Annotated in this window: 11 protein-coding genes; 7 read left to right on the forward strand and 4 right to left on the reverse strand. The window is 59.5% G+C overall.

Going from position 1 to position 13,766, the window contains the following annotated elements:
- Positions 1–59 precede the first annotated feature (59 nt).
- Positions 60–1,775 carry an acyl-CoA carboxylase subunit beta gene (locus ACMGFM_RS03065; protein WP_436900900.1) on the reverse strand — a complete coding sequence of 572 codons (1,716 nt, stop codon included), beginning with the start codon at positions 1,773–1,775 and terminating at the stop codon, positions 60–62.
- The gene (locus ACMGFM_RS03070; RefSeq protein WP_436900902.1) at positions 1,775–2,941 is read right to left on the reverse strand and encodes an acyl-CoA dehydrogenase family protein; all 1,167 of its coding nucleotides are present in this window, start codon (positions 2,939–2,941) and stop codon (positions 1,775–1,777) included. Before ACMGFM_RS03070 ends, ACMGFM_RS03065 begins: the two co-directional genes overlap by 1 nt.
- 113 nt (positions 2,942–3,054) lie before the next feature.
- Between ACMGFM_RS03070 and bioB the strand changes: the two genes are divergently transcribed.
- The 7 genes from bioB (at position 3,055) to ACMGFM_RS03105 (ending at position 8,496) form a co-directional block, all read left to right on the forward strand.
- The gene (bioB, locus tag ACMGFM_RS03075) at positions 3,055–4,164 is read left to right on the forward strand and encodes a biotin synthase BioB (RefSeq protein ID WP_436900903.1); all 1,110 of its coding nucleotides are present in this window, start codon (positions 3,055–3,057) and stop codon (positions 4,162–4,164) included.
- Between the two features lie 2 nt (positions 4,165–4,166).
- A complete protein-coding gene (gene bioU / locus ACMGFM_RS03080) occupies positions 4,167–5,192 on the forward strand; it encodes a (S)-8-amino-7-oxononanoate synthase BioU (protein ID WP_436900904.1) in 1,026 nt (341 codons plus the stop codon).
- A 1-nt stretch (position 5,193) separates the two neighbouring features.
- Positions 5,194–6,393 (forward strand): aminotransferase class I/II-fold pyridoxal phosphate-dependent enzyme, encoded by a 1,200-nt coding sequence (locus tag ACMGFM_RS03085; RefSeq protein WP_436900906.1) that lies wholly within the window; start codon positions 5,194–5,196, stop codon positions 6,391–6,393.
- Positions 6,390–7,046: a dethiobiotin synthase gene (bioD, locus tag ACMGFM_RS03090; protein ID WP_436900908.1), complete on the forward strand. Its 657-nt coding sequence runs from the start codon at positions 6,390–6,392 to the stop codon at positions 7,044–7,046. Before ACMGFM_RS03085 ends, bioD begins: the two co-directional genes overlap by 4 nt.
- A 38-nt stretch (positions 7,047–7,084) precedes the next feature.
- Complete coding sequence (locus ACMGFM_RS03095; RefSeq protein WP_436900909.1) at positions 7,085–7,792, forward strand: helix-turn-helix domain-containing protein; 708 nt, start codon at positions 7,085–7,087, stop codon at positions 7,790–7,792.
- Between the two features lie 72 nt (positions 7,793–7,864).
- Complete coding sequence (locus ACMGFM_RS03100; protein WP_436900910.1) at positions 7,865–8,110, forward strand: antitoxin VapB family protein; 246 nt, start codon at positions 7,865–7,867, stop codon at positions 8,108–8,110.
- Positions 8,107–8,496: a PIN domain-containing protein gene (locus tag ACMGFM_RS03105; RefSeq protein WP_436900911.1), complete on the forward strand. Its 390-nt coding sequence runs from the start codon at positions 8,107–8,109 to the stop codon at positions 8,494–8,496. The genes ACMGFM_RS03100 and ACMGFM_RS03105 overlap by 4 nt, the downstream gene beginning before the upstream one ends.
- Before the next feature lie 106 nt (positions 8,497–8,602).
- On the opposite strand, the gene hmgB is transcribed toward ACMGFM_RS03105, so the two are convergent.
- Positions 8,603–9,940: a hydroxymethylglutaryl-CoA synthase gene (gene hmgB / locus ACMGFM_RS03110; RefSeq protein WP_436900912.1), complete on the reverse strand. Its 1,338-nt coding sequence runs from the start codon at positions 9,938–9,940 to the stop codon at positions 8,603–8,605.
- A gap of 102 nt (positions 9,941–10,042) precedes the next feature.
- Positions 10,043–13,693, reverse strand: coding sequence for a PKD domain-containing protein (locus ACMGFM_RS03115; protein WP_436900913.1), 3,651 nt, complete (start codon positions 13,691–13,693; stop codon positions 10,043–10,045).
- Between the last annotated feature and the right edge of the window lie 73 nt (positions 13,694–13,766).

The raw sequence follows: 13,766 nt of genomic DNA on the forward strand, positions 1-13,766 counted from the left end.
GGTGAAACAAAAATACGGACAGGGATTTTTCGAGAAGTTCGGACTCCCCGAAAAAATCCTTACAGAACGGTGCCGTGTTTCTTGTCTGGGAGTTCCTTCTCGACAGTCTCGTAGAACTCGAATCGGTTGGTCAGTTCAGTCCGGAGCGAACTCGGCGGGACAATCTCGTCAATGACGACCTCGCTGGCCATCCGGTGTACGTCGATATCCTCGCGGTACTCCTCACGGAGTTCTTGCTCTTTCTGTGCGCGCTCGTCGGGGTCGTCGATGTCTGCGAGCTTGTTCGCGTAGACGGCGTTGACTGCTGCCTCGGGACCCATGATCCCAATCTCTCCCGAGGGAAGCGCGATTGTCGACTCTGGCTGGTAGGCCGGTCCAGCCATCGCATAGATTCCCGCGCCGTAGGCTTTCCGAACGATGACTGACTGTGTCGGTACCGTCGCCGAAGACGTGGCGTAAATCATCCGTTTGCCCTGTTCGAGAATTCCCTCCTTCTCGACCTGTGACCCGGCCATAAATCCGGGAGTATCACAGAGATACAGCAGCGGGATGTTGTAGGCGTCAGCGGTCCAGATGAACTGTGCGGCCTTCTGTGCAGCGTCGGGGAAGATTGCCCCCGCGCGGTTGGCTGGCTGATTGGCGACAATGCCGACCGGCCGGCCGTCGATGCGTGCAAAAGCAGTAATTATCTCACCCCCGTACTCCGGCCGAAGTTCGAGTACAGAACCCTTGTCTACAACACGGTCGATCACGTCGTGCATATCGTAGCCCTTGTTGGGTTCCTGTGGAACCACCGAGTCGATTCCCTCCGGTGACTTCACTGGGGCAACCGACTCACTCTGCGGTGGGTCCTGGTCGCTGTTGGCCGGCAGATAGCGCATCAACTGGGCCACCAACTCACGGGCGTGTTCTTCGTCTTCGGCGATCAGGTCTGCACTTCCCGAGACGGAGGTGTGCATCTCCGCGCCACCGAGGTCCTGCATATCGATTTCCTCGCCGGTCACCATCTTCACCATCCGTGGTGAGGCAATTGCCATCGCGCTCACATCCCGGACCATGATGGTGAAATCAGCGAACACCGGCGTGTAGGCTGCGCCAGCGATACACGGCCCGTAGAGCACGCAAATCTGGGGCACACGGCCAGAAAGCATCGAGTGGTTGTAGTAGTACTTGCCGATACCCTCACGGTTGGCGAAAAAGCCAGTCTGCTGGTCGATTCGGCCACCAGAGGAGTCCATCAGATACAGCACTGGGCGGCCAGTTTTCAGTGCCCGGTGTTGCATCCTGAGGAACTTCTCGACACCCTTCTCGGCCATCGACCCGGCCTTGACCGAGAAGTCGTTCGCCATGAAATGGAGGTCTCGGCCCTCGAACTCTGCCGCTCCAGTCAGGAGCCCGTCTGCGGGCAGGTCTCCCTCCGCGTCGAACTCCGCAAAGGTGCCGTCCTCGAAGGCGATGCCGTCATCGCCGAACCACAGGTCGAGGCGGTCGCGGACGAATAGTTTTCCTTGTTCTTCGAGACGGTCTCGGTACTTCTTCGGGCCGCCTTCCTTGATTTCGGCAATCTCTTCCTGCAGGCGGCGCTCGCGGTCGGTCGGGCCGAGGTCGTCTGCTGGTTCCTCAGGCTCCGTTCCATTCGTCCGCTCGACAGTCGCGAGTGGCGTGTCGCCGTCGCGGGTGTAGACCTCGATATCGTCGTCGAGATGTTCTGCGAGTGCCTTCGCGATAACGTGGGCGTCCTGCTCGGTCGTCTCGGAGTGGACACGTATCTTCATCAGTAGGATTTTGGGAAGCCAATCTGCTGGCTGATGTGGTTGTAGGCCATCTGCTGAGTCACTGGTGCAAGTCGCGTGAGATTAATTTCGCGCCACCAGCGCTCGACATCGTATTCCTTGGCGTAGCCCCATCCGCCGAAGGCCTGCATCGACTCCCTGACGGCCTCGATACCGGCCTCCACGGCGGTTGCTTTGGCGACGTTGGTCTCGTAGGCACAATCCTCGCCGTTGTCGAACTTCCAGGCGGCTTTCTCGCGCATCACCGACGCGGTCTCCATCTGTGCGTACGCTTCTGTGATAGGGAAAGAGACACCCTGGTGCTCGCCGACCGGGCGGCCGAACACCTCGCGGTCGTTGGTGTATTCGATAGCGGAGTCGGCAGCGAGTTTCCCGATACCAGTCCCAGCGGCGGCGAACCCAATCCGCTCGGGGTTAATCATGTGAACCAGTGGTTTCCAGCCCTCGTCCTCCTCGCCAAGCATATTCTCCTCTGGCACACGTACATCGTCGATAAAGACCTCACAGGAGTTGGAGTAGTTAATTCCGTGTTTCGGAATCGGTGAGGTTTCGATGCCGGGGTCGTCCATGTCGATGACGAACAGCGAGATGCCGTCGGTTGGCTTTTCCACCTCTGCTTTCGGCGTGGTCCGCGTGACGAGGACCATGTTGTCGGCAATATCTGAGAAGGTGATCCACGCTTTCTCGCCGTTGAGGACGAACTCGTCGCCATCGCGTTCGGCACGAGTGGCGACGTTCAGCGTGTTCGTCCCGGCCTCTGGTTCGGTGATGCCAATCGAGAAGTTCCGGTTGCCGGCAGCGATGTCGGGCAGATATTTCTCGCGCTGTTCTGGCGTGCCGTAATCACGAATGCCGAGCGCGGCCATCCCTCCCGTGAGCACGAGATACCACGTGCCGGCCATCCCACAGCCTTCGGCACACAGCGTCTCCATCGCGATGCCCATCTCCTGCATCCCCATCCCTGCGCCCTCGTACTCTTCGGGCACCAGCAGGCCGTGGAAATCAGCGGCGGCGAGTTCGTCCCAGAACACCTCGGCAAACTCCCCTTTCTCCTCTTTCTCGCGCCAGTATGCTGGTCCGTACTCCCCCGCAATCTCCGTCGCCGTCGACCGGATGAGATTGTGTGTTTCGTCGGTCGCAAAATCCATACCTAGGGGTAGGTGAGTCCGTCTCTTAGTAGTTGGTGCTGCCGCGCCGATAGTGTCGTCGGCGAACTCCTACGACCCCCATCTTTAAGACGCTGTCAACCGCTGCTGTTAGCGTGGTTTACGAAACGGGAAATCAGACGATAGATGAGGCGGTCCGGCGAGTCCTCGATGGGGAGACACTCGACCGGACCGATGGACTGGCATTGCTGGCCCAGCCAGTCGAGGAACTTGCCGCCGCCGCCGACCTCTTGCGGCGGGAGTTCTCTGACGGCACCGTTGACGCCTGTAGCATCGTCAATGCGAAGGCCGGCAACTGCGCCGAAGACTGTGGCTTCTGCGCCCAGTCAGTTCATTTCGACACTGGTATCGACACGTACGACTTTCTCGGTCCGGAGAAGGTCCTCGACGCCGCGAAACGCGCCGAGGCCGACGGTGCCCAGCGGTTCGGCATCGTCGTCGCGGAGAAGGGTGTCTCGAAAGAGAACCGCCCCGAGGAGTGGGAAGAAATTTGTGAGGCAATTCGGCTGATACGCGACGAAACTGACGTGGAAGCCGACGCCTCGCTGGGCCTGCTCACCGAGGAGGAAGCCCAAGAACTCGCCGATATCGGGCTCAATCACTACAATCACAACATCGAGACGTCTCGGCGATACTTCGACGAAATCGTCGGCAGCCACGACTTCGAGGACCGACTCGTGACGCTGCGCCGCGCGCGAGAGGTCGGGATGGACCTCTGTGCCGGCGTCATCCTCGGGATGGGGGAGTCGCCCGCCGACCGGGTGGACGCAGCCATCGAGTTGCAGGAGATTGGCGTCTCCTCACTGCCGGTCAACATCCTCAACCCCGTGGCCGGGACGCCGCTTGGCGACCAGGACCACGCTGACATCACGAAGTCGGAGATTATGAAAACAATCGCAGTCTATCGGTTCCTTCATCCAGACGCACGCGTGCGACTCACGGGCGGCCGCGAAGCGAATCTCGCGCCGGAGGACCAGCACCTGCCGTTCGAGGCTGGGGCCGATGGCCTGCTGACCGGGGATTACCTGACGACGGAGGGACAGGACCCCGGCGACGACATCGAGATTATCGAGCGAGCGGGCTTGGAACCGAACCGCTCGTCGAACGCCTTCGACCCGGAGGCAGTGAAGGAGCGACACCGTGAGCCAGACCCAAGCAGTGCGGCGGGGACAGCAACGAGCAACGCAACCAACATCGACGACTGACAATGGACGACGTACATTTCGCAGTACTTGGGACCGGAGGTATCGGCCGACGCGCAATCGAATACTCGAACTCGAAAGCGCACCTCACGCCAGTGGCGGCCTGTGACCGCGACGGCGTCGCAATCGACCACGACGGGCTCGACGCGGACGAACTGCTCGCCGCAACGGAGGGTAACATCGCTTCTGACGGCGGCGCGGCAGTCAAACAGACTGGTCAGGACCAGGGTGTCGTGGCCTCGGCACAGGCCTCGCCGACCGAGACACCGATTGACGACATCATCGCCGAGTCGGATACCATCGACGCCGTACTGATCGCGCTGCCGAATCTCGAACACGACTTTATCCCACGAATTGCCGAACGCTTTGCCGAGGCAGAGTACGAGGGCGTCCTCGTAGACGTGCTCAAGCGCTCGCGAGTGATTGGGATGCTCGACGACCGCGCCGAGATGCTCGAAGACAGCGGTATCACATTCGTCTGCGGCGCGGGCGCAACACCCGGCTTTCTCACAGGTGCGGCTGCACTCGCCGCCCAGTCTTTCGTCGAAATCGAGGAGGTCGAAATCTGGTGGGGCGTCGGCCTCAAATCCGGCTACGAGGATAATCGCGGGACAGTTCGGGAGGACATCGCCCACCTCGATGGCTACGATATCGAAAGCGCACGCGCGCTCACCGACGAGGAGATTGAGGAGATTGTCGACGAACACGATGGTGTTATCGAGTTCAACGACATGGAACACGCCGACGATGTACTCCTGGAGCGCGCCGGCATCTGTGACGCCGAGGACGTGACTGTCGGTGGCATCCTCGACGTTCGCTCAGACGAGAAGCCGACGACGACCACCGTCCGCGTGACGGGGCGGACCTTCGACGGCGAAGTCGGGACCAACACCTTCGAACTCGACGACGCGACCAGTATGGAAGCGAACGTCAACGGGCCAGCACTGGGCTATCTGAAGGCTGGCGTCCGGCGCAACCGGGCCGGCGAGTACGGCGTCTTCGGCCCGGCCGACCTGATGCCCGGCTTCTGAGATGTCCAAAACGGTCGATTTCGGTTTCGAGATAGAAGCCAAACTGCGCGAACGAGAAGCTAACGGACTCCGGCGTGACCTCTCGCCAGTCGAGTCCGTGAGCGCCAACAGCGCTGTTGCCGAGGACCCCGGTGGGAACGAGCCAACCTTCCGCGACGAGCAGACCATCTTCGCGGCGAACAACTACCTCGGACTGGCGGGAGACGAACGCGTTGCAACCGCCGCAGCGGAGACTGCCCGCACTGTCGGGACCGGCGCGGGAGCCTCTCGGCTGGTCGTCGGCGACACACCTGCTCATCGCTCACTCGAACGCTCGCTGGCAGCCTCGAAGGGGACAGAGCGAGCATTGGCGTTTTCGTCTGGCTATGCCGCCAACGTCGGCACACTCACAGCCCTCTCTCCGGATGTTATCTTCTCCGACGAACTGAATCACGCGAGTATTATCGACGGCGCGCGTCTCTCTGAGGCTGACGTTGTAGTGTACGACCACTGCGACCCCGACGCCCTCGCCGCAGCGATGGCCGAGCGGGCCGGAGAGACCCGCGCCGAACAATCTTGGCTGGTCGTCACCGACTCAGTCTTCTCGATGGACGGCGACATCGCCCCACTCGCTGAGTTGTGCTCGGTCGCCGAATCCTACGGTGCGTGGGTGATGGCCGACGAAGCGCACGCGACGGGCGTCTACGACGGCGGTGTTGTCGGCGAGCGCGGGCTGGAGGACCGGGTCCAGATTCAACTCGGGACGCTCTCGAAGGCACTTGGTGCACAGGGCGGGTTCATCGCTGGCTCGGAGCCACTTATCGAGTGGATTCTGAACGCCGCCCGGTCGTTTATCTTCTCGACGGGACTGGCACCGCCTGCGGCCGCCGCGGCCGAGCAGGCCCTCGAACTTGCTCCGGAGCAACGTGACGCACTCTGGCACAACGTCGACCGACTCAGAGAGGGTCTGGAGTCGATGGGCTACGACGTGATGGGGGAAACCCACATCCTGCCCGTGCTCGTGGGCTCGCGCGAGGATGCCGTTGCACTCGACGAGCGTCTGGAGGAGGCTGGCATTGTTGCGCCAGCGATCAGGCCGCCGACAGTGCCGGCGGGGACGAGCAGAATCAGGGTTGCGCCACAGGCAACACACACCGACCGCCACATCGACACCTGTCTCGCTGCCTTCGAGGCCGCTGGCGAGGAGGTCGGGTTGCTGTGAGTCTCGCTGTCGTCGGCACGGACACCGGAATTGGCAAGACTGTCATCACCGCGGGACTGGTCTCTGCCTTCCGCGCGGCAGGGCAGGCCGCTCGTGCAATCAAGCCAGCCCAGACTGGATTCCCTGAAGATGACGACGCTGAATTTGTTGCCGAGGTCTGTGGCGACGAGTCGGCAGCAGTCCGGCTCCGAACGCGCGCAGAACCGCTTGCCCCTGCCGTCGCGGCCCGCCGGAGCGATGACCCAATCGAGTACGACTCACTGCTCGCGGACACCCGTGAGGCAGTGGCTAACTCGGAGGTGGGCATCGTCGAGGGCGCTGGCGGCCTCCGCGTCCCGCTGTCGAACGACCCACCGCAAGAGATTATCGACCTCGTTTCTGACCTTTCGATTCCGGCGATTGTCGTTGCTCGCTCTGGACTGGGGACGTTAAACCACACGACGCTGAGCGTCGACGCCCTCCGAGGGCGTGACGTTCCGGTCGCTGGTGTCGTCCTCAACCAGTACGACGGGGCCACAGTCGCCGAACGCACGAATCCCGGTGAAATCGAACGGATGTGTGGCTGCCCGGTGTGGACTGTCCCGACGCTATCTGACCCAACCGACGGAGCGGCGGTCGCTGAACAGCTCCCGGAGCCGTCGACATTCCTGTAGCCCGGTACGCTTATTCGTTCCCCAGCCGGTGACTACACATGGCTCGGGAGGAGCGAAACCGACTCGCCGAGAAGATGGCCGGTGAGATTGCACTGAGCGACGACCCCGGTGCGACGCTGCGCAAATGGCGCACTGATTTCGAGATTGCCCAGACTGATCTCGCCAGCGAACTCGGTGTCTCGCCCTCTGTCGTCTCTGATTACGAAAGCGGCCGGCGTGATAACCCTGGGATTGGGATTGTGCGGCGCTCTGTCGACTCGCTACTCGACATCGACGACCGCAACGGCGGCCACCACATACGCCAGTACGCCCGTGTGCTCTCCGCTGGATTCGATAGTTCAGTAGTGCTCGACCTCCGGGAATACCCCGCGCGAATCCCGCTATCCAGATATTACGACGCGGTTGACGCGACAGAACTGGTCAGCGGGACCCGCGACACCATCGCTGGACATACGATTATCGATAGTATCGAAGCAATCAAGCGACTCTCCAGTGACGAATTTTACGACCTCTACGGCGAGAGTACGAACCGCGTCCTCGTGTTCACGAACGTCACCCGCGGTGAATCCCCACTGGTCGCACTTCGCGTCGTCAAGCCGACGCCACACGCAGTCGTCTTGCACGGCCTCGAGACTAACTCGGTCTGGGAACACGCGCCAGAATTGGCCCGTGCAGATGGATTCGCCCTCGCGACGACGAAAATGGAGTTAGAACCGATGCTCGAACGCCACCGCGAGTTGCCATAGTGGCGCTTTGGGCTCAGACAGTAGCGTACTGCCCAAGGACTAAGCCGTGTCAACGCGAATGTCAACATAGCAATGGCGGCGGCCGATGACCAGATCCGAGTCAGCGACAGAGTGAAACAGCTGCTCGACAGGCGGCGGCGAGAGGGGGAAAGTTACAACGACGTTCTCGAACGCATTCTGGACGAGGAGAGTAATCGCGACCTTCTCGCTGGATTCGGTCGGTGGTCGAACGAGCACGCAAATCGTGTTCGAGAGCGCCACGAAGGACAAAAAGCGGAGTCAAAAGAGCGAATGCGTCGGTTGGAAGAAGACGAATGAAGGTCCTTGACGCGACGTTTCTCATCGACTACTTGAATGGTGTGGACGCGACTGCGGAGTATCTGCTCGCGAACGATACCGAGCAGTTTGTCCTCCCAGTGCCAGCGTACGCCGAAGTACTCGTTGGTGAAGAAAACCTCCCGGATGGCGATGTTGCCGAAGCCAAAGCCGACCTCGCGTGGGGGGAGGTCTACGAAACGGACGAACAGACGGCAGCCGTTGCCGGGGAAATCGCGGACGAGATTGGTCCTCCGGGGCCGTTCCTTACAGGGATGGACGCGCTGATTGCTGCAGTCGGACGAGAGGTGGGTGCGCCAGTTGTTTCGGCGGACGACGACCTTACACACGAAGAGACACGGAAGGTCATCGATATCGAGGAATACTGACTTACGGGAGGCTCATCGTCACTGACTGCTGCTTGTCTCGACAGTTCGTCTGTCTGAGCCATTCTCGCGTGAACTGAACCGCCGTCACTCAGCTCCCGCAAACTCTCTATTCGACGTAGGTGTACTTCCGCTCACCCATCCGGCCCCAGCCGTCGAAGACGAACTCGTTGTCTGGAGTGGTCAGCGGCTCCATATCGGTTTCGGCGTCGTGGTTGTGCACGTCGTGAATCGCTTCGTACTCCTCGAAGGTGATCACCTCGCGGTTCTCGATCTGCTCGTCGATGTCGAGTTGGCTAACTTCGTCTTTCCAGTTCGGCTGGACAGTCTCAGCGTGAATCTCTGCCTGTGCGCCGCTGCCGTAGGACGCCACCAGCAGCTGGCGACCTTCGATTTCTCGGCCCTCTTTCAGTGCCTCGGCCAGTCCCGCCGCGCGGGCGATGTGGACCGAACCGGTGTACCAGTTGCCGACCTGTTCTGAGATTGCGAGCGTCGGCTTGACCGTCAGGTCGTACCAGTCGCTGTACTCCTGGGTTTCTCCGAGTGCTTCGGTGTACTCCTTGACTGCTTCGAGGTATTCGTCCTCGCCGTCGAAGGCTTCCGGACGCGGCTGGCGACCGATTTGGTCGGCGAGTTCGTCTTCGATTTCTGTGCCGCGGATACAGTGGCGATAGCCAAGCACCGCGGCCTTCCGGACCATCCCCGGGAACGGCGTGTGGAACGGAATCAGCGCGAAGTTGTCGGGATGGGTGTCGCCGCCGGCGCGCTCGAAGTCCATCATCGCTTCGCGCATGCGTGCGAGATAGACCTGCATCGAGCGTTTGCCGTCGACGCTCGGGAACTGCTGGTTTGGCTTGAGGAAGTCTGTCTCGTCTGCGCTGCCAAACCCTTGCGCGTCGCCAAGCGCCGTCACGTCTGGATTTTCGTCGATGAGCATCGCAACTGCACCGGCACCCTGTGTCGCCTCGCCAGGGTCGTCCCGTGCGTACAGCGCGGTGTCGGTGGCGATAACGAGCGCCTTCCGGCCGCGGTTCCGACCTGCCCGAATCCAGTTGTAGGCGTCGTCGAGCGCCTGTGTTCCCGAGACGCAGGCAAATTTCCGTTCGCCCTTGTTCGCGTGGTGGAAGTCCCCCTCGTAAATCTGTTCGAGACAGCCTGCGACGTACGTCGAAATCGGCTTGGACTTGTCGAAGGAACTCTCCGTCGCCACGTCGATACGGCCGATGTCGTCTGGTTCCAGCCCTTTTCGTTCGAGCAACCGCTTCGAGGCGTTCGCCGCCATCGTCACGATGTCTTCGTAGACATCCGGCAGTGACGACGAGTAGAGGCCGAGTCCCTTGGTGTACTTGCCGGGGTCATCGCCCTGTGCCGGCGCGAACACTTCTGCGAGGTCCAGTTCGAGTTTTCCTGCCCAGATTTCGATCCCGTCGATTCCGACTTCTGTCATAGATGGAGTGTCGGCGAATAGCTATAAGTGTCTGTCGACGCTGAGTTCGTTGATTGTCGAACTAAGTCTGATTTTGGTCAATCGAGAGAGTCTCGTGTATGGTCACGGGCTGCTACAGGTGAAGTCGTTCTGACTCTTTCTGATGATTTCACCTTCACTGTTAATTGTTCCTTCGCATGTTCGACTGTTGCCACTAGTATCGGTCACCTGAAGTTCGACGTCGACGAAATTACCGTTTCCGTTGGTCTTCGCACTACCGAAGTTGTCTATCGTAAGCGTGTCTGTCTGTGAAGTAGTTGAGTTTGTCCCAAGCGTAGTCCCACCGTCAAATGCTCTCACAGTCACCCTCTGAACCTCTATATTGTCCGTGGTATCGAAAGTGAACACGACTCGTTCTATATTCTTGTCGTCATTATTGGTGTCTTGGCCCTCGGCCGACGCACTCTGGAACGTCGGCGACGTTGTGTCGTATGTTGCTGTATCAGTCTCACTGCCTGCTCCATCATTGCCTGCTTGGTCTTCAGCCTGCCTCAAGATGGCCGTGTACGTGTCCTCGGCAGGTGCGTTGTATTTCAGTGTGTAGACATTGTTCGTCGAATCGGTATTAGTGATATCAGCCTCTGTCAGCGTGGCCACCACTGTCCCGCTGCTATCTTCAATCTCGACTGAGATCGTGTCTAACTTTTCGCTGCTGTCTATCTCCACAGTTAGTTCGTCTGTTGATGGAGTGTTATTTGTGAAGTTGAATCGTTCAATCGTCGGTCGCTGCGTGTCCTTGAGGACGCCGTTGCTCTGGGCAGTGAACCCACTCGGATTCTCGTTGGCGAGGTCGTCGACGACCCGGGCCCTGGCAGTTATGCTGTTATCGTCGTTCAGCGGCGTGACGTCGATGCCGGTAATCGTCGTCGTCACAGTCCCGCTCCCGGACTGGAGTGGGCCGCTCGCAGTCACGGTATTGCCGTCATTGTCTGCGATTCGGACGAACACTGTGCCCCCATCGTCGTCAGGGTTATCGACATCCACATCAACCGACACGGAGTCCTGGTTGTTGATGTTGATCGGATCAGTGTTGATGCGGACCTCGCCGGGGTCGTTCGGCTCTCGGGTATCCACGACGAACGTGTTCGACGTGTCGCGGTTCATCGTCTCGCCGAACTGGTTCTTTGCGTCGGCGACGTCAATTGTCGAGGTTACATCCTCATCGTCATCGGCTAAGGTAAACTCACTCTGCCAAGTCGTGTCGTCAACCCAGGCACCATTGCTCGCAAGCGATGAGTTGTACGTTCCACTACTTCCAAGATCGCTGAGTCCCACTGTTGGCTGGACGGAGGTATCCATTGTCTGGTTGAACTGCAGCGTCACCGAGTGAGTGACCCCGGTGTCACTCTGATTCAATGGTGCATTTTCGACGGTGACTGCAGTCAGTGCGGGCGTATCCTCACCGCTGAAGAACGTGTCTTCGCTCTCTATCCGCCAGTCACTGGCAGCGTCTGTGTCGATGTAACTGCCACTGCCGCCCGTTTCCCGCACAGCCACGTCTCCTTCATTCAACGAGAGGTCCCATCCGTTCGACGTGGTTTCACCGTTGTATCCAAACTCATCTCGGACTGTTCCAGAGCCGTCCTTCAGGAGCAGGTTGTCACCGCTGTTTGCGAGAATTCGAGTAGTGATGTCTGTGACCTGACTGGCGCTGATTCCCCACCGGTCGACGAACTTCGCCTTGTTGTATGCGAAGTACTGTTCACCATCGAAATCACTCCCGACCGCCACCGTGTCTCCGTCGGCTGTCTCGATTGTCCAACTGCTCGTATCTTCATTGGCGGGGAACTGCACACGGACGAATTCCGTATCATCGTTGCTGTTATCGTCTGGGTTCGGGCCAACGGCCGTGAACAGTGCCGGCGCTCTAACAGTCACATCTTTCGACACACTGTCCGTGGTTCCGTTACTATCTGTCACCGTCAAGGTCACTGTGTAAGTGCCGGCGCTGGAGTAGTTATGATTAACAACCTCTCCTGTTCCGGTCGTGCCATCTCCGAAGTCCCAATCGTAGGAAGTAATACTTCCGTTTGTGGTCGAGGATGTACTGGCATTGAACTCGACAGATTCTCCGACTCCTGGGTTTGTCGGCGAGAATGTGAAGTCAGCGGTCGTTTCGTCAACGATAATATTCTCAACAGTGAACTCAATTCTGTCTCCAGACGACCCACTGTTGACGTACGTATTCACCGTCCCATTCTCCGTCACTGTGAGTGTCGTGGTATCTGTGCCTGCCGAATCGGTTGTTCCGGATTGTGGACTTACCGTGCCAACGGTCTGGTTGCTCACGCTGTATGTCACATCTGCGCCATCGGCGACTGGGTCAGTCTCCATCGTGAGGTCCAGACTGTACGAGCTAGCCTGGGCATCGATAGTACAGGTCTCCGGAGGGTCAGGTGAAGATGGCGAACAGGTTACCTCGGAGTTGCCGGTCTCTGGGTTCACCCACGTCACGTTGTACGCACCGCTCCCACCGCCGCCGCCACCACTTGTCGGCTGGCGGTTGACAGTAACCGTCGTCGTCAGGTTTGTCGGCGTTGTGGCGTCAAAAGAGTTCCCAGCAGTGGGCTGGAATGACTCGATAGTTACGTTAATGCTGTTGTCGCCGGTCACCGTTCCCGTGTACTGGAGGGTTGCCTGACCGTCACTGTCTGTTGACGCGCTCGTTGTTGGATTCTCGTTTCCGAAGACGCCGCCCTCAGCAGAGGCCTGAATATCTGCTCCAGTAATGGGTTTGTTGTACCGGTTTCGCACCTCGATAGTCACCGCCTGTGTCTCACTGGTTTGAATCACCGAGCCGTTTCCGGCCACGTCAGTCACGTACGCCTTCTGCTCCTGTGTAACGCTCGTTCCAATCCCCACCTTCGAGAGTTGGAGCGTGTACGAATCTGGGGCGTTGGCTCCATCCGCAAGCTCGACGCGCAGTAGCCCGAGTTCCTCGTCTGGAATCGCTGACTGGTCTACAGACACATTCTCGATGTTTTGCTCGGTGGCCAGCAGCGTCTCCCACCGACTCTCGCTGAGCCGTGTCGGAAGCTCCAGTGTTATCGGGCCACCATCTGGCGCAATTTCGACTTCCCGAGTTCGTGTACTCACTGGCTCGAAATCGACGGACGTACTATCGACTCGGGTTTCAGTCAGCGTTCCGTTGAGCGTCACGATCGAAATCGTATCATCGCGAACAAGCGACTGCCCTGTGATCGGCAACTGCTGGTCTTCCCGGTCGAACTTGTTGTACAGCACCGAGTGGGCGTAGATTGTTCGAGGCGCGCTCTGGTACTGGTTGTACGAGGGGCTGTACTCGATCGCGCCAGTGTTGTACTGTGAGCCTTGCTGTGCCCACAACTGCGCCAGGTCGTCGTTCCCCGGCTGGGCGTTTGCAATCGTAATATTGTACGCTGGGTCTGTCGTATCCAGCGTCTGCAATGTCCCGCTGACAGGCGGTGGGTTCATGAACACCGTCCGGGAGGGATACCGTAGGCCGAGGGTGACCGTCACAGAGCGTGTCGTGTCTGCGCCGGGCATCGAGAGCACCGTGCTGCGCAGTTCGGTCATCTGCTGTTGGACCTCGCCGTTGTGGTTGAATTCGATGCCCTCGTTCTGGTCCGGAATCACGAACGCCTGCCACGTCGACAACAGAACGATAAGAACCCCGAACAGTATCACGGCTCCAACCTGCACAGATTGAGCCCTACTGTCCGAGAGAAACCGCATTGACTGTGCTTAGTCGGTGGATAACATAAACCTGTTTGCTACGTGTTCCAGATGGTCGCCCTTCGAATAGTCT

It is taken from the genome of Halovenus halobia, from assembly GCF_051414135.1.
Classification (GTDB): Archaea; Halobacteriota; Halobacteria; order Halobacteriales; family Haloarculaceae; genus Halovenus; species Halovenus halobia.

What these genes read in the sequence shown, in the direction of transcription:
- ACMGFM_RS03065 (WP_436900900.1), bottom strand. Translation starts at nt 1,775, where the DNA reads ATGAAGATACGTGTCCACTCCGAGACGACCGAGCAGGACGCCCACGTT.
- ACMGFM_RS03070 (WP_436900902.1), bottom strand. Translation starts at nt 2,941, where the DNA reads ATGGATTTTGCGACCGACGAAACACACAATCTCATCCGGTCGACGGCG.
- bioU (WP_436900904.1), top strand. Translation starts at nt 4,167, where the DNA reads ATGGACGACGTACATTTCGCAGTACTTGGGACCGGAGGTATCGGCCGA.
- ACMGFM_RS03085 (WP_436900906.1), top strand. Translation starts at nt 5,194, where the DNA reads ATGTCCAAAACGGTCGATTTCGGTTTCGAGATAGAAGCCAAACTGCGC.
- ACMGFM_RS03095 (WP_436900909.1), top strand. Translation starts at nt 7,085, where the DNA reads ATGGCTCGGGAGGAGCGAAACCGACTCGCCGAGAAGATGGCCGGTGAG.
- ACMGFM_RS03100 (WP_436900910.1), top strand. Translation starts at nt 7,865, where the DNA reads ATGGCGGCGGCCGATGACCAGATCCGAGTCAGCGACAGAGTGAAACAG.
- ACMGFM_RS03105 (WP_436900911.1), top strand. Translation starts at nt 8,107, where the DNA reads ATGAAGGTCCTTGACGCGACGTTTCTCATCGACTACTTGAATGGTGTG.
- hmgB (WP_436900912.1), bottom strand. Translation starts at nt 9,940, where the DNA reads ATGACAGAAGTCGGAATCGACGGGATCGAAATCTGGGCAGGAAAACTC.
- ACMGFM_RS03115 (WP_436900913.1), bottom strand. Translation starts at nt 13,693, where the DNA reads ATGCGGTTTCTCTCGGACAGTAGGGCTCAATCTGTGCAGGTTGGAGCC.